This is a genomic window from Pantoea sp. E956-1 (assembly GCF_982223955.1).
Genome location: NZ_CEUYZP010000002.1, coordinates 399,423 through 417,830, shown reverse-complemented (window position 1 = coordinate 417,830; position 18,408 = coordinate 399,423). Strand labels below are relative to the sequence as shown.

Genomic DNA, 18,408 nt, shown 5'->3' with positions numbered 1-18,408 from the left:
TTACAACTGACAGACATGCTGAATAATCCGTAAACTCTTACTATTTCATGACATTAACACCAGACCTCGCTGCCCCTTACGGCTACAGAGACTTGTCATCTCTGGCCCGGAGAGACCTGTAATTACTCTCAACGATTGATTAGTTACACTGGACATACCAGCGTTTTATACCGAAGCGAACCGGCTGGATCAGCAACTTGCTGCCCCTGTGATATACTCACGCACTGCTGTTCGGACAGATTGCCGACACGTTGTCATTCACCAAGGAGAAACGCATGAGCGATGAAGATTTTGCAACTTCGCAGGAAGCCCGGAAACTAGCGGATGAAATCGCGGGTCTGAAGATGATGATCACCCTGATCCTGAAAGGTATGGGCCAGGCTGATGCCGGTAAAGTGATTATCAATATGGAACGCTATGTACAGACGCTAGGTGACAAGCCTCAGGCGGAAGTATTCAGCAATACCATTAAACAGATTAAAACGGCCTACCGTCAGTAAGCTTTTTTGCCCCCAGCGGCGGGGGCAAATTAATTAACTGTGTGCCTGCCAGTTGACCGAAACGCCCAGCGTAGGCAACACCTCTTCCGGACTAAAGCGACGTGTTCCCCGATACTTCTCAGCCAGCGCTGGCTGAACCACCGGAATACGGATCGCAAACAGATTATCCTCTGACAGAATAAGTCCCGGCGTCAGCGGCTCGTACACCACGTGATGCTGCTCAAACATCTTCTCCAGCATCGGCGTTGCCGAACTGATGATGTATTCCATTCCATGCAATTCCGCCAGCTGCACGGCGTGCCACAGAATATTCAGTGGCAGTTCCGCATCCACATCCAGCCGTGCCGAAAAGCGCGACATCTCCCACACTTTCTCATGGCTGAAAGGTAGCACGATGCCTTCACTCAGCTCAGGTTCGAACCAGGGCATCAGACGTGCGCAGCCGCTGATGCCCTCACGCGCATTCCATGCGATCAGCCAGGTGACATCTGAACGATCGTAGCGATCATATTCCTGTCCTGGCGTGCTAAGGCGTGGCGGAATTGACCACCCTTCGCCGCGCGCAAAGACGCTGTATCGGTAGCTGCCGAGCTCGGCAAGCAAAGAGGATGGCATATCCTTTAATTGCGTTTGCACTATTTTCATCATGCGCCTCTGACATCCCCATGTTTGCAATGATTTCTTTGCGCCAGCCTGGCAAAGTCCCGGCGCAGGGTAGACAACAGACTTGTACAAAGGAACTGCTAAATGTAGCAGTTGCTTTATGTTCAAATCAGTCCAATTGCCGCTGCATAGCAGGCAATCTGCGTTTTATTGGAAACATTGAAACGCTTTTGCATATTTTTTTGGTGAAAGTTAACGGTATGTTCAGAGATGGATAAAATAAGTGAAATTTCGACCGCCGTTTTTCCTTCGGCTGTCCATTTCAAAATTTCCAGCTCGCGCTGACTAAACCCTTTTTTTAGTACCATCATTGCATCATCGCTAAAGCGTTCCAGCGTATCCAGACCTAGTTCCGCTAAAAGGTGTAGTTTCGCCTCCAGCTCAGCATGGCAGAGCTGGACAGAAATGGGCTGTTGCGACGATATAGATAATATACCAATGACGCGATTTGGTGCCATTGCAGAGCAAGAAAATCCGCTCTGCAGCCCATATTCTCTTGCCTCATGCCACAGATTGCCGGCGTCAGCAAAGAGTTCCTGCGTCCACGCCATCCCCCTGCCCGGTCGCTGACACAACCTGAGCACCGGATCGACAGCGTAATAATTCTGCTTCTCATAGCGTTTTACCCATAATCTGGGATAGGTGCTATGTAAATGAATGCGTGGTCGGCTAAATGGCACCGGGTGCTGAATCAAAAAGGCAAAATAATCGAAGCCTAATGATTCCGTAAATTGTTGCAGTAACGGCTTCAATTCAGAAGAAACCGTTAATGCCTGAAATTGTTCTTTCGCCTCACGTCGCCAGGCGAAATAATTTTCAGTGCTCATATTGCCTCAGCGTTAATTTCACTCGCCCTTCCGGTATTATTCATTCGGATTCATCGGATAAAATAAATTAACAGAGGAAAATTAATTTATCGTTTGGGATGAATCTGTCGCAATCTACAGCGCTTTAACCCTTCACCGTTGGAGCGGAGTGAAAAAGTGTTCCTGCCTTTACAAGGTGAGGACGATCACAGCAATTTCAATCACCCCGGAAGAATAAGATTTTTCTGATAGGATTTCAATCCCTGACATCAACTGCAATTTAATTTCAGGCCTGAAAATTCTGCTGAAAATAGTGAATCGCGGTGTTTATTGTTAAGTAAATAATGCGTAAACAAAGCGTTAATTAGTGCCTTACAAGCGAAGCGGCAACGACAGTTTTCTGACATATTTTTCCGCAGAAAATAAGAATAGTTCTGCCACTGTAGCTTTTATGGCGGGCTACGTCAGACGACCCCGGAGCAACTGCGCCGCTCGATGAGACAGCTCATCAGTTCGCTGCCTGCATGCTGCGCTTCCCGTCTACAGACCAGCCTCGCTGTCCAGTGGGTATCTGTCACCGTACCGGTGCTCTGTTTAATAAAGACATTCTGCTCCCTCCTATCCGACGATCGTCTGTATCGGTCGATTCGCAACCTGCTGTGGTTTATCCACCTATCTGATTACAGGTTCCTGAATCAAGGACAGGCCGTCCGTGAAAATGACCTTTAGTTAATCTGCTGCTGAGCATACTGCCTGGCGAAGATCACTAATTGTGGCGCAGCACGTTCAACGCTGGCTCTGTTTTAATCAGTTAAATCACTTTACCGATTGTCACGCAACTAAATCATCTGAAAATAAATTTGCTGGAAAAAATTTCATCATTATTCATTGAGGCAATCTTTATTTATGCGATAAATTTCCCTTATTTCTTCAGGCGCAATCGTGAAAAAATTTCATCATACGGCCTGAAAAAGTGGAGCCTATGATGCTGAGAATGTGCACAATGGATTTATCCCGCCGGCATCACCTTATACATAACACTGGCACTCAAATCGGGTTCTTCATGCGTATCATGATCCGTTGTCAGGCTATTTCCATGCTGGATCAGGTTCAACGATGATAACGGGATTAGTTTTACTGGCACCATAAGAACATTTCTTAATCAGACACGGTATTAATCCTGTCTGATGATTTATCGGCAGTAGCCTGCGCCACGCATACCCAGATGAAAATGTGAGGCGTGAGCGGCGTTATAGTCCGGCCCCAGCGCATTGCCGAATACCTCACAGCCGCCACGCCACAGCGTATGAAGCATTGCCGCCTTTTCTTCTGGCTGTTGCCAGTGACGACTGACCTCAAGCCGCTGGCCATCAGCCAGCTGAAAGCCTGTCACATCCCAGGCATCGGCGGTGGCATGTTCACTGAGCCGCCCCTGGGCACGATGATAAATATTACGGCAGGCGTAACTGCCGACATGCGTAATTCGTACCAGTGGACTGTGCAACTCTCTGGCGGTCTGTTCACGACTGCGCAGAGCATACATGGTGCTGGCGACGGCCATAGGGCAGCTGGCCAGAAAGCTGCTGCTGAGGCTGACCGGGCCAAATTTCTGAACCCGCAGCGGATGACTGAGCGGACAGTGACCCGTGACGTCCGGACGCTCGCTGAAGCTGACCCAGCCCGCCTGTTGAGCGCGGCGCATCACCGCCAGACATGCGTCGGGATCGCTGGCCAGCCTTTTCATCTTAATCTGCGTCATCCACCCCGGCGGATCGGTGACAGAGAGTGGCGTAAAGGGATTGAACTGCGGCGGCAGATGCTGCTTAAGCCAGGGTAAGCTGACCCATGCCAGCGCAAGCAACAGCAAAAACAGGATAAGCGTGCGCATAGTCCCTCTCGCAGCGTGATGATTAGCAAACAAAAAGTGTAGAACCCCATCGCCCTTCACGCCGCCTGACTGACATAACGTGAGGAATAATTACCCAGGCTGACGAAGGTTTGAACAAAATCGCGCTTTATTGCCGCTTCCGGGACGGCTGGCATCACAAATGGTAAAAAAGCGTTACCCGATTCCGGCTCTCTTCCTCTATCTTATGCCGACTTGCCCTCAGGCAGACGCCTTGACTAACAGCCAGCAGAGCTGAACACAACATCACGACAGGAAAGACAATTCTATGGTTGATCAATCTAAAGAAACCGCATCCACCCACGAAACGCCCGATAAACTCCAGCGCAATCTCCACAATCGCCACATCCAGCTGATCGCCATTGGCGGCGCTATCGGTACCGGCCTGTTTATGGGCTCTGGTAAAACCATTAGCCTGGCTGGCCCTTCGATCATTTTCGTTTATATGATCATCGGTTTTATGCTGTTCTTTGTGATGCGCGCTATGGGAGAACTGCTGCTCTCCAACCTTGAGTACAAATCCTTTAGCGATTTTGCCGCCGATCTGCTTGGCCCGTGGGCCGGCTACTTTACCGGCTGGACCTACTGGTTCTGTTGGGTGGTAACCGGCATTGCCGATGTGGTGGCAATCAGCGCCTATTTCCAGCTCTGGTTTCCGGGCTTCTCAATCTGGATGAGCGCCCTGCTCTGCGTGGTGGTTTTTCTGGCGCTCAACATTGCCACCGTCAAGCTGTTTGGCGAGATGGAGTTCTGGTTCGCGATCATTAAAATCGTCGCCATTGTGGCGCTGATCGTAACCGGGATTGTGCTGGTATCGATTCACTACCCCTCACCGGGCGGCGGCACAGCGTCACTCAGCAACATCTGGGATCACGGCGGCATGTTCCCGAAAGGCCTCAGTGGTTTCTTTGCCGGCTTCCAGATTGCGGTGTTTGCCTTTGTCGGCATTGAACTGGTAGGCACGGCAGCGGCTGAAACACACAATCCGCATAAAGTGTTACCGCGCGCGATTAATGCAATTCCATTGCGAGTCATTATGTTTTACGTGCTGGCGCTGATGGTGATTATGGCGGTATCGCCCTGGACCCAGGTGATGGCCGATCGCAGTCCGTTTGTTGAGATGTTCGTTCTGATTGGTCTGCCTGCTGCTGCGAGTATCGTTAACTTCGTGGTGCTGACTTCTGCTGCCTCCTCAGCCAACAGCGGCATCTTCTCCACCAGCCGTATGCTCTATGGCCTGTCGCAGCAGGGTGTGGCCAGCCGCGCCTTTGGCCGACTCTCTGCCCGTGCGGTGCCGACTACCGGCTTGTTTTTCTCCTGCCTGTGCCTGCTGATTGGTGTGGCGTTGATCTACCTGATCCCGGATGTGATGAAGGTCTTCACGCTGGTGACCACCGTCTCGGCCATCCTGTTTATGTTCGTCTGGACCATCATTCTGTGCAGCTATCTGGCCTACCGTAAAAAGCATCCGCAGCGCCATGCGGAGTCGGCATTTAAGATGCCGCTGGGCAAATTCATGTGCTGGGTCTGCATGGCATTCTTCGCCTTTGTGCTGGTGCTGCTGACGCTGCAGGAAGATACGCGCCAGGCGCTGATGGTTACGCCACTCTGGTTTGCCCTGCTGGGTGTGGGCTGGATGCTGCGTAATCGTCGTAGCCGCTAATCGGTAATATCATGAACAAAGCCCGGTCATCTGACCGGGCTTTTTTTTACAGGCGATCGCCCAGCGCAGAGAAAATGGCGGATAAAGAGGGGCGTTCATAAGGTAAGCGCTGCGGCCGGGGATCGGGTTGCTGAGGCGTGCCCAGACCAAAGGTGAAGGTATACTTATCGCCTTCACCCATGCGCAGGTCGGCAATTGTCGTCTGCCCGTCCTGCTCACGCAGGGCGTAGAAGCCGTGGCTGAACCAGGCGACACGTTCTGCATACCAGCTGCCCCGAAAGGCGTCGAACAGTTCAGGATGACGTGGGTACCACGCTACCTGCAGTGGCCGTGAGGGCGACAATAGCGACCAGTAAACTTCGCCATAGCGATCCGGCGTCATAATCACGCTACGCCATACCAGCGTATTAAAGGCCGTGGGCGTCACCAGCAGTTTATTGTCCGGAATACCCTGCTCCGCCAGTGATGCTCTGATCTGCCAGCCTGCGACGCCCTGAATCACCACGCTCCAGACCAGATAAAGAGTACTCAGCGTCAGCCCGAGCCGGTTTCCGCGCAGCCCTTTATCACTGCGCCGCCAGAGCGCAACGCCCAGGCCTATCAGCAGCGGCAGCGTATAGAGTGGATCGATGATGTAGATACTGCCGATGGCATAAGGATAATCGGTGATCGGCAGGCCAAGCTGGGTGCCATACACCGTCATCAAATCGAGCAGCGGATGAGTAATCAGCGCCAGCCAGATGGCAGGCCACCATGCTGCCCACTTCACCCGCTGACGAAACAGCCCCGCCACCAGCCATGCAATCAGTGGCGAGAGCAGAGTGAGCCAGAGCAGCGCATGCGTTTCAGTGCGATGCAGGGTCATGTTGCGTATCGCATCGCCATGATCAAGAAAGACATCGAGATCGGGTAAGGTGCCGCAGACACCCCCCACCAGCGCGGCCTGCCAGACCGGTACCCGACGTCCCATCACTGCGACACTGACTGAGGCACCCAGCACCAGCTGCGAAACAGAATCCATTGATTAACTCCGTACCTGAACCGTGAATGTATCCTGCATTAGCGTACGCGAATCCCTTCGATGATCATGCGCTGAACGTTATCAACGGCCTGATCGAAAAACACCGGATCGCTGAGCGTCTGGCCCGTAACGGCCTCGACCTGAGTGGCAAAATCGGCGTAATGCTGCGTGGTGGCCCACAGCATAAAGATCAGATGCTGCGGCTGTACGCCCGCCAGGCGTCCTTCATCAATCCAGCGTTCAATAATCGCCGCTTTGTCATCCACCAGCTGCTTAAGATCCCCTGCCAGCTCCCCTTTCAGAAGCGGAGCACCCTGTAGCATCTCCAGACAGAAAAGCCGGGAAGCCTGAGGATGATCGCGCGACACTTCCAGCTTAAGCCGGATGTAGCGCCGAATCGCGACCAGCGGATCCTGATCGTGCGCCAGCGCGCGCAACGGGGCCAGCCAGACATCCAGAATCTGCTTAAGCACCGCCACATAGAGCACTTCTTTAGAGGGAAAATAGTAGAGCAGATTGGTTTTAGAGACATCGGCCCGCTCGGCCACCTTATCGAGGCTGGTGCCGTGAATGCCAAACTGTGAGAAGAAGGTTAATGCCGCTTCCAGTATGGCGGCCCGCTTCGCTGCGACCGCACGCGAACGACGCGTTGGCTTTTTTTCATCGGTATTCACACATTTACCTCATCCTTCTGGTGTCAGCGCATCATAGCAAAGGGATTCATCGCTGCCCAATCCGCGCCCTGCACCTTTTTTGCTCAGCCTGCATGGAAAACGTGCAGTGAATTTTGACCAGACGGTCTGAAATGGACCAGTCACTCCACTTACCTCTTTTGGGTTAATTTTAACTTACTGTTATTTAAAACAATAAAAAATGTGGCACACCGTTTGCAGAATTGTGACTGAGCGCGGCCCACACGGACGATGCAGGATGCAGTGCAGCGCGTGAAACACCTTTCCCCCATCGCAACGAGGTTTCACATGAAGATAGGCGTCTTTATTCCGATTGGTAACAATGGCTGGCTGATTTCGTCCAATGCACCGCAGTACATGCCGACCTTTGAACTGAACAAAGCGATCGTGCTGAAAGCAGAGCATTACCATTTCGATTTTGCGCTCTCGATGATCAAACTGCGCGGCTTCGGCGGAAAAACCGAGTTCTGGGATCATAATCTCGAATCGTTCACTCTGATGGCTGGCCTGGCCGCCGTGACATCGCGCATTGAGATCTACGCTACCGCCGCCACCCTCACGCTGCCTCCGGCGATTGTGGCGCGCATGGCCTCCACCATTGATTCCATTTCAGGCGGTCGCTTTGGCGTCAACCTGGTGACCGGCTGGCAGAAGCCGGAATATGAACAGATGGGAATGTGGCCTGGCGATGAGTACTTCAGCAGCCGCTACGCTTACCTGACCGAATACGTTACCGTGCTGCGCGATCTGTGGGGCACCGGAAAATCGGACTTTAAAGGTGAGTTCTTCACCATGAACGACTGCCGCGTGAGTCCGCAGCCGCAGCGCCCGATGAAGGTGATCTGCGCCGGACAGAGCGATGCCGGTATGGCCTTCTCTGCTCAGCACGCCGATTACAACTTCTGCTTTGGTAAAGGGGTTAACACGCCTGCCGCGTTCAGCTCTACCTCGATTCGTATGAAGCAGGCCGCTGAAAAAGCGGGCCGCGATGTCGGCTCCTATGTGCTGTTTATGATCATCGCTGCTGAAACGGACGAAGAAGCGCGGACGAAGTGGGAACACTACAAAGCCGGTGCGGATGAAGAGGCGCTCTCCTGGCTCACCACCCAGAGTCAGCAGGACACCAAATCGGGCAGCGACACCAATGTGCGCCAGATGGCGGATCCGACCTCGGCAGTCAATATCAATATGGGTACCCTGGTGGGATCTTATGCCAGTGTGGCGCGGATGCTGGATGAGGTCGCGCAGGTCGAAGGCACCCACGGCGTGCTGCTGACGTTTGATGACTTCCTGCAGGGTATCGAGAACTTCGGGCAGCACATTCAGCCGCTGATGGCCTGTCGCAGCGCCCTGCTCGACGCACAGCAGGAGGTGGCATGATGGCTACCGTTTATTGTGCTCACACACCGGATGTTCACCAGGTTGAACTGCCGGCGCGGCCAGAACCGATCGCCTTTCCGCCTGGCCAGACCGCGCTGATTGTCGTGGATATGCAGAACGCCTACGCCACTGAAGGCGGCTATCTCGATCTGGCGGGCTTCGATGTTTCTGCCACAAAGCCGGTGATTGCGAAAATCCATCAGGCAGTGACGGCGGCCCGTGCGGCAGGCGTTCAGATCATCTGGTTCCAGAACGGCTGGGACAGTGACTATGTTGAAGCGGGTGACGCCGGTTCCCCCAATTTCCACAAATCGAATGCGCTGAAAACCATGCGCAAACGACCTGAACTGCAGGGGTCGCTGCTGTCGAAAGGCGGCTGGGATTACGCGCTGGTCGATGAACTGGTTCCGCAACCCGGTGACATCGTGCTGCCTAAATCGCGTTACAGCGGCTTCTATAACACTCCGCTCGACAGCATGCTGCGCAGTCGCGGGATCCGGCATCTGATGTTTACTGGTATCGCCACCAACGTCTGCGTTGAATCAACGCTGCGCGACGGCTTCTTTCTGGAGTACTTCGGCGTGGTGCTGGAAGACGCCACGTATCAGGCCGGCCCGCCCTTTGCTCAGCAGGCTGCCCTGTTCAATATCGAAACCTTTTTTGGCTGGGTATCGGATGTCGATACCTTCTGCGAAAGCCTGAATGCCCGCTAATTCACGATAAGGACAACGCTATGCCGAAAAGTATCATTGTTCCGCCAGGCACCTCCACCCCCATCGCCCCGTTCGTTCCCGGCACGCTGGCAGATGGCGTGGTCTATGTCTCCGGTACGCTGCCGTTTGATGCTGACAACAACGTGGTGTATGTGGGTGATGCCGCAGCGCAGACCCGCCACGTGCTGGAAACCATCAAAACGGTGATTGAGACCGCCGGTGGCAGCATGGCCGATGTGACATTTAATTCGATTTTTATCACCGACTGGTCGAACTACGCCGCGGTGAATCAGGTTTACGCCGAATACTTTCCCGGCGAAAAACCGGCGCGCTTCTGTATTCAGTGCGGTCTGGTCAAGCCTGACGCGCTGATTGAGATCGCCAGCGTGGCGCACATCGGCAAAGCGGAGGTCTGATGCAGCTGGATATTCTGGGTCTGCAAAATCCCGATGCACCGACGCTGGTGCTCTCATCCGGTCTCGGCGGTGTGGCGGGTTTCTGGCAGCCGCAGCTGGCTGCGCTAACGGCACGCTATCGGGTGGTGATCTATGACCAGCGCGGCACCGGTCGCAGCGCTGACAGCCTGCCGGAAGGCTACAGCATGGCAATGATGGCGTCGGAACTGGCCGCCGCGCTGGCACAGCACGGCATCCTGCGCTTCAGCCTGATCGGTCACGCGCTGGGCGGTCTGATGGGGATGCAGCTGGCGCTGGATTATCCGGAACGGATCGAACGGATCGCGGTGATCAATGGCTGGCTGACACTGCATCCCCATACCCGTCGCTGCTTTCAGGTGCGTCAGGACCTGCTGCTCAACGTCGGCGTCGAGGCATTTGTCCGTGCTCAGCCGCTGTTTCTCTATCCTGCGGAATGGATGGCCGAGCATCAGACGCGGCTGGAGCAGGAAGATAGCCATCACGTCGCACATTTTCAGGGAATGGAAAATCTGATGCGGCGGCTGCACGCCCTGATGAGCGCCGACTTCAGCGCGCGAGCTGCTGCCATTCCACAACCGGTGCTGGTGATCGCCAGCCAGGACGATCTGCTGGTGCCGTGGAGCTGCTCAACTGAGCTGGCCGCGACCCTGCCCAATGTTACTGAAAAGATGATGGCTTGGGGCGGCCACGCCATGAGCGTCACCGCCCCCGAAAACTTTAATGCCCTGCTGCTGCAGTGGCTGGATCAGACTGATGACGTGCAGCCGCTGCAGCGCGTCGTCGGATAACCTTTTCGCGGAGAACACGATGAGCCTGGATACCCTTACCCCTGCCGTTGAGAAAACTGAATTTCGTCATGCAATGTCGCGGCTGGGTGCTGCGGTCAACATCATTACCACTGAAGGCCCGGCCGGACGCGCAGGCTTTACGGCCTCGGCGGTGTGCAGCGTCACGGATTCGCCGCCGACGCTGCTGGTCTGCCTTAACCGCTCTGCCTCGGTTTACCCGGTGTTCCGCGAAAACATGCAGCTCTGCGTCAATACGCTGGCGGCGGGCCATGAAACGCTCTCCAGTCTGTTCGGCGGTAAAACGCCAATGGCTGATCGTTTTATGGCCGCTGAGTGGTCAACAGCCGTGACCGGCTCACCGGTACTGAGCGGCGCCGTCGCGTCCTTTGACTGTCGCATTACTCAGATTGTCAGCGTCGGTACGCATGACACGCTGTTCTGCGAAGTCGTGGGCCTGGTGCGCAATGACGACACTCACGGTCTGGCGTGGTTTGACCGGGGATACCATCCCCTGTTGCGGCAGGATGCCTGTTAACGTTTCCCTGAATCCCACCGGCATTCATAACGCTCTGGAGTAGACGATGGCACGATCCTGGTTTCCGCAATGGCAAAAGAAGTCGGCATTAACAGAAAACGGTATTATCGCCCCGGATGAAACCCTGCCTCTGGGGCAGACGCTGGTGCTGGGTTTACAGCATGCGGTGGCGATGTTTGGCGCAACGGTGCTGATGCCCCTGCTGATGGGGCTGGATCCCAATCTGGCCATTCTGGTCTCGGGTATGGGCACGCTGCTGTTCTTCTTTATCACCGGCGGTCGGGTGCCCAGCTATCTCGGGTCGAGCGCTGCCTTTGTCGGCGTGGTGATTGCGGTAACCGGCTTCAGCGGTCAGGGACTGAACCCCAATCTCAGCGTGGCGCTGGGCGGCGTGATCGCCTGCGGCCTGCTCTACACGCTGATTGGTCTGGTGGTGATGAAGTCCGGCACGCGCTGGATTGAAAACCTGATGCCGCCGGTCGTGACCGGTGCGGTGGTCATGGCAATCGGACTGAATCTGGCCCCGATTGCGGTTCACAGCGTCTCCGCCTCGTCATTCGACAGCTGGGTTGCGGTGATGACCGTGCTCTGCATTGGTCTGGTGGCGGTGTTTACCCACGGAATGATTCAGCGACTGCTGATTCTGGTCGGCCTGATTCTGGCCTGGGCGATCTATGCGCTGCTGACCAACGTTCTGAGGCTGGGTAAGCCGGTCGATTTTACCCTGCTGTCACAGGCCGCCTGGTTTGGCCTGCCGCACACCACCGCACCCACCTTTGATTTGCAGGCGATGGTGCTCATCGCCCCGGTGGCGATCATCCTGGTAGCTGAAAACCTCGGGCATCTGAAAGCGGTGGCGGGCATGACCGGACGGAATCTCGATCCTTACATGGGACGCGCTTTTGTTGGCGATGGCCTGGCCACCATGCTCTCCGGCTCGATAGGCGGCAGTGGCGTTACCACCTATGCCGAAAATATCGGGGTGATGGCGGTGACCAAAGTCTACTCTACGCTGGCGTTTGTCGCCGCGGCTGTCATCGCCATCCTCGCCGGTTTCTCGCCGAAGTTTGGTGCGCTGATCCACACCATTCCGGCCCCGGTGATTGGCGGCGCATCCATTGTGGTGTTCGGGCTGATTGCGGTAGCAGGTGCCCGCATCTGGGTGCAGAACCATGTTGATTTAGGCCAGAACAGTAACCTGATCATGGTGGCGACCACACTGGTGCTCGGTGCCGGTGATTTCGCGCTGAAAATCGGTTCTTTCACACTGGGGGGTATCGGTACCGCCACCTTTGGCGCGATTATCCTCAATGCTATTCTGCGCCGACGCAGTGCGGCAAAGCAGGACAAGCCCCTGGCGCGACAGCAGGGTTAACTACTCCAGCGGTGTGGCAGCAGGCCGCACCGTTTTTTTTCGTTTCAGCCGCAACTCACTGACGATCACCCCGCAGACGATCAGCGCCCCACCCAGCAACGCCAGCGCAGGCAGGCGCTCACCCGCAATACGCCCCACGACGCCGGCCCAGACCGGTTCTCCGGCATATATCACCGTAGCGCGGGTGGGCGAAACGCTGCGCTGCGCCCAGTTCATGGTGACCTGAATCAGGGCGCTGGCCGCCCCCAGCCCCAGCGCGCTGAGCAGCAGCGGCGTTGAGATGGCAGGCACCGTTTCCCCATTGGGGATCATCAGACCAAAGGCGCACAGCGACGCCACCGCCAGCTGGATCAGGGTCACACGGCGCACATCAACCTTACCGGCATAGCGGCTGATTAAGATGATCTCGGCGGCGATCGCCAGGGTACTGAGCAGCGTGGCTATTTCACCCGCATTCAGAGTGATGCGACCATCCTGCGGCCCGGCCACCAGCAACAGGCCGGTAAACGCCAGTACAATCCCCAGCCACGACATCAATCCCGGCGGACGGCGTAGAAACAGCCATTGCAGCAACGGCACAACAGGGACATAGAGCGCGGTGAGAAAGGCGGACTGGCTGCTGGAGATGGTCTGCATTCCCCAGGTCTGAAGACCATAGCCCCCGGCGATCGACAGGCCAATTAGCGCGCCTGCTTTCACCTCCAGCCAGGTCATGCCTGTCAGATAGCGGCGGAAAAAGAGCGCCAGCAGCAGCGCGGCGGTGGCAAAACGCAGGCCGACAAAGAAGAACGGGCCGGAGTGCTGCATTGCACGATGCACCACCAGAAAGGTGCCGCCCCAGATCATGGTTATGAAAAGTAAAACCAGCTCCTGCCGTGTCAGGCGCAGGGTTAAACCGCGGAGTGTGTCCGACATAATTCACCTGATAATGTGTCCGGACAACATTGTGGGGAGAGCGGGGAGGAAAAGCAACGACGATAACCGCCGGTCTCAACCGGCGGCAGTATGGGGTTATGCGTCCGGTTTTTTAGGACTGCTGCGTCCCCCCTTCTCACCCGCGCGTGCGGCGCGCTGCGGATCATTTTTAAAATTACCGCCGCTGTTTTTCCCCCCTTTACGTCCCGCTTCTGCGGCACGTTCACGGTTTTCAGCAAAATTTCCAGAACCCCCACGATGCGTTGTCATGATTTGCTCCTGTCGCGTAGTGCGATAAGTAAGAATTAAAAACAGAGGGCTGATGACCCGAATCCCGAATTCAACCCATGGTTAAATAATAGCCAGATTTTACTTTGCCTCTTCCGACAGTCACATTTAGCAACAGAGTAATCACCAGAAATTTGGCTAAACAACGAATACTCTGCCGACTTACAACCGATTAGCTGCTGATTTATTGCCCGACTTCTCCGCTTCGGCTTCGGCATCGCCTGCGTAAAACGAAAGCTCTTCTATACTTTTTCTGGACGTCGAAATCACCTGGAGAGATCAATGGCCAAGATTCTGGTGCTCTACTACTCGATGTACGGACATATTGAAACAATGGCGAACGCAGTTGCAGAAGGCGCTCGTCGGGTTCCCGGCGCGGAAGTGGATATCCTGCGGGTACCAGAAACGATGGAAGCCGATCGCTTTGCACAGGTGGGCGGCAAAACCGATCAGCGGGCGGCAGAAGCCACGCCCGAGGTGTTGCCACACTATGACGCAATTATTGTTGGCACGCCGACCCGCTTCGGCAACATGGCCGGACAGATGCGGACATTCTGGGATCGCACGGGTGGTCTTTGGGCGTCTGGTGCGCTGTTTGGCAAGGTTGCCAGCGTCTTTACCTCAACCGGTACCGGCGGCGGTCAGGAACAGACGATTACGTCAGTCTGGACCACCCTGGCGCATCACGGCATGGTAATTGTGCCAATCGGCTATGGAACCAAAGAGTTGTTCGATATTTCTCAGGTTCGCGGTGGCACGCCTTATGGCGCCACCACACTGGCGGGCGGCGATGGTTCGCGTCAGCCTACGGAAGCAGAACTCAACATCGCCCGTTTTCAGGGTGAACATGTTGCCGGACTGACAGTCAAACTGCAGGACTGATTTAATCAAAGGAGAAAAGTATGTCTACTGAACAATCGAAAGCACATCACGTTGGCGAATGGGCCAGTCTGCGTCATACCTCCCCTGAAATTGCTGAGGCCATCTTCGAAGTGGCCAATTACGATGAAAAACTGGCAGAAGAGATCTGGCGTCAGCAAGGCAGTGATGACGTGCTGATCCGCGCCTTTGAAAAAACCGATAAAGATCTCCTGACCTGGGATGACAAGCCCGTAGAACGTAAGAACGTCTGATTCAGGGGCGGGATTTTCCCGCCCTTAATTTTTTAGATCACCAAGGAGTACGCTATGTCTTCCTATCAAAGCATTAATCCCGCAAACAACCAGTTGCTGAAAAGCTGGCCATCACACGATGAAGCCGCCGTCAGCCATGCCCTCGAAGTGGCCGATCGCCTTTTCCATTCCTCATGGAGCAAAGGTGATATTCAGCCGCGTCTGCAGGTCCTGAAAAAACTGGCTGACCTGATTGATAGCCGCGCGGAAGAACTGGCTACCATCGCCAGTAAAGAGATGGGTAAACTGATTGGTCAGAGCCGCGGTGAAGTGCAAATCTGTTCGCAGATTGCCCGCTACTACGCAGAGAATGCGGAACGTATTCTGCAGCCGCAGTCCTATCCCAGCGAGCTGGGCGAAGCCTGGGTTGAGTATCACCCGATTGGCGTTTTAGTCGCCGTCGAGCCGTGGAACTTCCCTTACTATCAGCTGATGCGCGTGCTGGCACCTAATCTGGCGCTGGGTAACCCGGTGCTGGCAAAACATGCCAATATCGTGCCGCACTGTGCCGATGTCTTTGAAAAACTGGTTCGTGAAGCGGGTGCGCCTGAAGGGGCCTGGACTAACCTGTTCATCTCCACCGATCAGGTCGCCGATCTGATTGCTGATGACCGGGTGCAGGGTGTCGCCCTGACCGGTTCCGAGCGTGCTGGCAGCGCCGTGGCTGAGCAGGCCGGTAAGCATCTTAAGAAATCAACGCTGGAACTGGGCGGCAATGACGTGTTTGTGGTGCTGGATGACGCCGATCTCGACGAAGCGGTCCGTCAGGGCGTGCAGGCGCGCCTCAGCAACTGCGGTCAGGTCTGTACCGCCGCAAAACGTTTTATCCTGCATGAGAAGATTGCCGATCGCTTTATCAGCCAGTTCAGCGCCGCGCTAAGTTCTGCCACGCTGGGCGATCCGCTGGATGAGAAGACCACCCTTGGCCCACTCTCTTCCGCTGACGCGCGTGACCGCCTGGTGAAACAGGTAGACGAAGCCGTCGCCAATGGCGCAAAACGGGTCACGGGCGGCAAAGCCGTTGAAGGTGCAGGTTGCTATTATCAGCCAACCATTCTCACCGGCATTACCCCGGATAATCCTGCTTATTATCAGGAGTTCTTCGGGCCTGTGGCGCAGGTTTATGTCGTGGGTGACGACAACGCGGCTGTGGCGCTGGCGAATGATTCTCACTACGGCCTGGGCGGCTCGGTCTGGACGCGTGATATTGCACGCGGTCGCAAACTGGCCTCCGCCATTGAAACCGGCATGGTGTTTATCAACTCCCAGAGTGACACCTCAGCGGAACTGCCCTTTGGTGGCGTGAAACGTTCAGGTTATGGTCGTGAGCTGTCTGATCTGGGCATCAAAGAGTTTGCTAACCAGAAACTGGTAGTCGTGGCGGGTTAATCACCTTGCTGCCATAAAAAAACCCCGTCTCGACGGGGTTTTTTATTATCGGCCGGTTAGCGCGATTACTGTGTCGCCACAGCCGCTGACTTTGATTCGTCGTTGTGCGCTGTTGCAGGCGTTTTCGGGGCGTTAGCCTGGTCAGCCGTGGCTTTATCGTCACTGGCTGATTTCGCTGCCGCGTTATCCGCTTTCGCTTTCTCAGCGGCAGCTTTATCGGCGGCTGCCTTATCTGCTTTTGCCTTCTCAGCGGCGGCTTTATCGGCTGCTGCCTTATCTGCTTTTGCCTTCTCAGCGGCGGCTTTATCGGCGGCTGCCTTATCTGCTTTTGCCTTCTCAGCGGCGGCTTTATCGGCTGCAACTTTGTCTGCTTCAGCTTTCTCTTTAGTCGCTGTTGCTTTGTCAGCCTCTGCCTTATCCGCGGCAGCATCATGGGTTGCTGCGGCTTTCGCACTGTCGTCGTCAGACTGTGCTGCCGGTTGCGGTGCCGCTGCTGGCTGCATTGGCGTGCCCTGCAGCGCAGTATTCAGCGTCTGAGAGAACTGCTCCCAGCTGCAATAGCCGTTGGCATCGGTCTCACAACCCGCCAGCTGCAGTGTCACGCGCTTTGGTGGGTTCTTCAGGCTCAGCACGTCCGCATTGCGCAGCTGATCGGCGGTCTGATAGACATACTCGACTTTAAGCAGGTCTTTATCATTTTTCGCATCATGCCAGCGTTCGAAAACAACCTGACCGCCAATCGGCGTTTTTTCGTAGGTATCAGGCAGCTCATAAGGCTTAACCTGCAACGCGCTCAGCAGCGAGGCGATGTTCGAGTCATGGCCGACCATCAGCGTGATTTTAGGCGCGTTGGCTTTATCCTGATCTACTAACTGACTGCGGATGTAATCCACCAGCGGTGCCGCCACCTCACGGGAAATGTCCGGGCTGGTAAACAGCGCATCCTGGTAACCATTTTTAATCGCTGACAGCTCTTTCCACTGCTCAGGCGTTTTGATCTGACCCCATGCAACCTGATCCAGCGGGAAACCTTCGTAATATTGCAGCGTAAACGCATCCATCAGGGAGTTACCCACTTTCAGCGGGCCACTGACGTTCGGTTCTTTACCGTTTTCAGCGCTAAAGGTGTTCTGGCCGCTGCTAAGATCACACTGCTTTTTATTGTTGCAGGCAGGCGATGCTTTGTAGTCGACAATCTTTTCCAGGCGCTGGAAGGCAGGCTTCAGCGACAGTTTTTCATTCGCAGCAGCCATCGCGGTCAGTGCTTTCTTGTTGAATGCGTCACTGCCGTCTGTGATGACAGGATTAAAGATAGGATCCATGGAACCCATTTCATCCTGATGAGTGACAGCGACGTCACAACCCGGGAAGGCGCCATTAACAAAGAACTGGGCGGTGGCCACGGTGCGCTGCAGGCTGTTGGCGTACACAAAGACGTTCTTGTTGTCAGGACAGCTGCCGTTCTTCACCAGGCCCTGCTGTGCCAGCCACTGACGGGTGTAGTTACCCATGTAGACTTCCAGCACCCCGCCTTTAGTGGTCAGCTGTCCGCCGGGAACATCCCACTGCGGCCAGCTCTTTTTGGTCGCCTGCGCCAGCACGCTGCCATTATCAGCCAGCGGTGCACGCAGATTGTGGCGACTTAACATCAGCACCTGTTGCAGCTGCATATCACTCTCAGCAGCAAATGCTACCGTTCCGACCGGCAATGCAGCGAGCACTGACAATGCGCAAAGACTCAGTTTCTTGATCATTGTGCCTATTCCATTCATTCAGTAAAGAAACACTCTGGCTATCAACCGATTAGCTCGCCTCAGAGCGATGTAATCAACAGTGTAACTCAGCTCGCCTCAGAAAAGCGCCAGATGTTTGCAAAAACGGTGAGTGGACTATAGCAGAGATGCACCGGAGAGATGAATGCGCAGCCACGCGTCACAGAGAGAGTCACGCTTTTTTCGGACAGGAAGAAGAAACAGTAAGGGCAGAAACGAAACAGGCCAGCACTAAGTGCTGGCCTGTAAAATGTGGCGGAGGAGGAGAGATTCGAACTCTCGGATGGTTTCCCATCGGCGGTTTTCAAGACCGCTGCCTTAAGCCGCTCGGCCACCCCTCCGTTTTAAAACTGTACTACATTGGCAAAATAGGTATTTTTGCCGCTTTATTGC

Annotated in this window: 19 protein-coding genes and 1 tRNA gene; 11 read left to right on the top strand and 9 right to left on the bottom strand. The window is 55.1% G+C overall.

Annotated features, from left to right (window positions below; all coding sequences use genetic code 11):
* Positions 1-275: 275 nt before the first annotated feature.
* A complete protein-coding gene (locus AC0T7J_RS09415; protein ID WP_003849983.1) occupies positions 276-500 on the top strand; it encodes a DUF2594 family protein in 225 nt (74 codons plus the stop codon).
* A 33-nt stretch (positions 501-533) separates the two neighbouring features.
* Here the strand turns inward: AC0T7J_RS09415 and AC0T7J_RS09410 are convergent, their stop codons facing one another.
* The 3 genes from AC0T7J_RS09410 to AC0T7J_RS09400 form a co-directional block, all read right to left on the bottom strand.
* Positions 534-1,145, bottom strand: coding sequence for an acyl-homoserine-lactone synthase (locus tag AC0T7J_RS09410; RefSeq protein ID WP_473793978.1), 612 nt, complete (start codon positions 1,143-1,145; stop codon positions 534-536).
* 122 nt (positions 1,146-1,267) lie between these two features.
* Positions 1,268-1,990 (bottom strand): transcriptional regulator SdiA, encoded by a 723-nt coding sequence (sdiA, locus tag AC0T7J_RS09405; protein WP_473793673.1) that lies wholly within the window; start codon positions 1,988-1,990, stop codon positions 1,268-1,270.
* A 1,171-nt stretch (positions 1,991-3,161) separates the two neighbouring features.
* Positions 3,162-3,857, bottom strand: a complete 696-nt coding sequence (locus AC0T7J_RS09400; RefSeq protein ID WP_473793672.1) for an extensin-like domain-containing protein — start codon at positions 3,855-3,857, stop codon at positions 3,162-3,164.
* A gap of 286 nt (positions 3,858-4,143) precedes the next feature.
* On the opposite strand from AC0T7J_RS09400, the gene cycA reads away from it, so the two are divergent.
* On the top strand, positions 4,144-5,538 hold the full coding sequence (gene cycA / locus AC0T7J_RS09395) for a D-serine/D-alanine/glycine transporter (RefSeq protein ID WP_473793670.1): 1,395 nt from the start codon (positions 4,144-4,146) through the stop codon (positions 5,536-5,538).
* A 46-nt stretch (positions 5,539-5,584) separates the two neighbouring features.
* Here the strand turns inward: cycA and AC0T7J_RS09390 are convergent, their stop codons facing one another.
* Together AC0T7J_RS09390 and rutR are read right to left on the bottom strand one after the other, a co-directional pair.
* Positions 5,585-6,559: a metal-dependent hydrolase gene (locus AC0T7J_RS09390; RefSeq protein ID WP_473793668.1), complete on the bottom strand. Its 975-nt coding sequence runs from the start codon at positions 6,557-6,559 to the stop codon at positions 5,585-5,587.
* A 38-nt stretch (positions 6,560-6,597) separates the two neighbouring features.
* The gene (rutR, locus tag AC0T7J_RS09385) at positions 6,598-7,233 is read right to left on the bottom strand and encodes an HTH-type transcriptional regulator RutR (RefSeq protein WP_473793666.1); all 636 of its coding nucleotides are present in this window, start codon (positions 7,231-7,233) and stop codon (positions 6,598-6,600) included.
* A 306-nt stretch (positions 7,234-7,539) separates the two neighbouring features.
* Between rutR and rutA the strand changes: the two genes are divergently transcribed.
* Genes rutA through rutG form a run of 6 tightly spaced genes read left to right on the top strand, consistent with a single transcriptional unit; the run spans position 7,540 to position 12,479 of the window.
* Positions 7,540-8,631, top strand: a complete 1,092-nt coding sequence (gene rutA / locus AC0T7J_RS09380) for a pyrimidine utilization protein A (RefSeq protein ID WP_473793664.1) — start codon at positions 7,540-7,542, stop codon at positions 8,629-8,631.
* Positions 8,631-9,344: a pyrimidine utilization protein B gene (rutB, locus tag AC0T7J_RS09375; protein ID WP_473793976.1), complete on the top strand. Its 714-nt coding sequence runs from the start codon at positions 8,631-8,633 to the stop codon at positions 9,342-9,344. Before rutA ends, rutB begins: the two co-directional genes overlap by 1 nt.
* A gap of 20 nt (positions 9,345-9,364) precedes the next feature.
* Entirely contained in the window at positions 9,365-9,760 is a 396-nt protein-coding gene (gene rutC, locus AC0T7J_RS09370; RefSeq protein ID WP_473793663.1) for a pyrimidine utilization protein C, read from the top strand.
* Positions 9,760-10,569 carry a pyrimidine utilization protein D gene (rutD, locus tag AC0T7J_RS09365; RefSeq protein WP_473793661.1) on the top strand — a complete coding sequence of 270 codons (810 nt, stop codon included), beginning with the start codon at positions 9,760-9,762 and terminating at the stop codon, positions 10,567-10,569. The genes rutC and rutD overlap by 1 nt, the downstream gene beginning before the upstream one ends.
* Positions 10,570-10,588: 19 nt before the next feature.
* Positions 10,589-11,104 (top strand): NADH-dependent FMN reductase RutF, encoded by a 516-nt coding sequence (gene rutF, locus AC0T7J_RS09360; protein WP_473793659.1) that lies wholly within the window; start codon positions 10,589-10,591, stop codon positions 11,102-11,104.
* 46 nt (positions 11,105-11,150) lie between these two features.
* The gene (gene rutG, locus AC0T7J_RS09355) at positions 11,151-12,479 is read left to right on the top strand and encodes a pyrimidine utilization transport protein G (protein ID WP_473793657.1); all 1,329 of its coding nucleotides are present in this window, start codon (positions 11,151-11,153) and stop codon (positions 12,477-12,479) included.
* Here the strand turns inward: rutG and AC0T7J_RS09350 are convergent, their stop codons facing one another.
* The gene (locus tag AC0T7J_RS09350) at positions 12,480-13,394 is read right to left on the bottom strand and encodes a DMT family transporter (protein ID WP_473793655.1); all 915 of its coding nucleotides are present in this window, start codon (positions 13,392-13,394) and stop codon (positions 12,480-12,482) included.
* Positions 13,395-13,490: 96 nt separating this feature from the next.
* Positions 13,491-13,664: a con-10 family general stress protein gene (locus AC0T7J_RS09345; protein WP_010246636.1), complete on the bottom strand. Its 174-nt coding sequence runs from the start codon at positions 13,662-13,664 to the stop codon at positions 13,491-13,493.
* A 300-nt stretch (positions 13,665-13,964) separates the two neighbouring features.
* Here AC0T7J_RS09345 and wrbA point away from each other — a divergent pair, with 300 nt between their 5' ends.
* Genes wrbA through AC0T7J_RS09330 form a run of 3 tightly spaced genes read left to right on the top strand, consistent with a single transcriptional unit; the run spans position 13,965 to position 16,243 of the window.
* A complete protein-coding gene (wrbA, locus tag AC0T7J_RS09340; RefSeq protein ID WP_473793652.1) occupies positions 13,965-14,564 on the top strand; it encodes an NAD(P)H:quinone oxidoreductase in 600 nt (199 codons plus the stop codon).
* Between the two features lie 20 nt (positions 14,565-14,584).
* Positions 14,585-14,815, top strand: coding sequence for a YccJ family protein (locus AC0T7J_RS09335; protein WP_010669794.1), 231 nt, complete (start codon positions 14,585-14,587; stop codon positions 14,813-14,815).
* A 54-nt stretch (positions 14,816-14,869) separates the two neighbouring features.
* On the top strand, positions 14,870-16,243 hold the full coding sequence (locus AC0T7J_RS09330) for an NAD-dependent succinate-semialdehyde dehydrogenase (RefSeq protein WP_473793650.1): 1,374 nt from the start codon (positions 14,870-14,872) through the stop codon (positions 16,241-16,243).
* A 65-nt stretch (positions 16,244-16,308) separates the two neighbouring features.
* Here AC0T7J_RS09330 and agp read toward each other — a convergent pair whose 3' ends face one another.
* Together agp and AC0T7J_RS09320 are read right to left on the bottom strand one after the other, a co-directional pair.
* Complete coding sequence (agp, locus tag AC0T7J_RS09325) at positions 16,309-17,997, bottom strand: bifunctional glucose-1-phosphatase/inositol phosphatase (protein ID WP_473793648.1); 1,689 nt, start codon at positions 17,995-17,997, stop codon at positions 16,309-16,311.
* A gap of 271 nt (positions 17,998-18,268) precedes the next feature.
* Positions 18,269-18,356: transfer RNA gene (locus tag AC0T7J_RS09320), tRNA-Ser, on the bottom strand.
* Between the last annotated feature and the right edge of the window lie 52 nt (positions 18,357-18,408).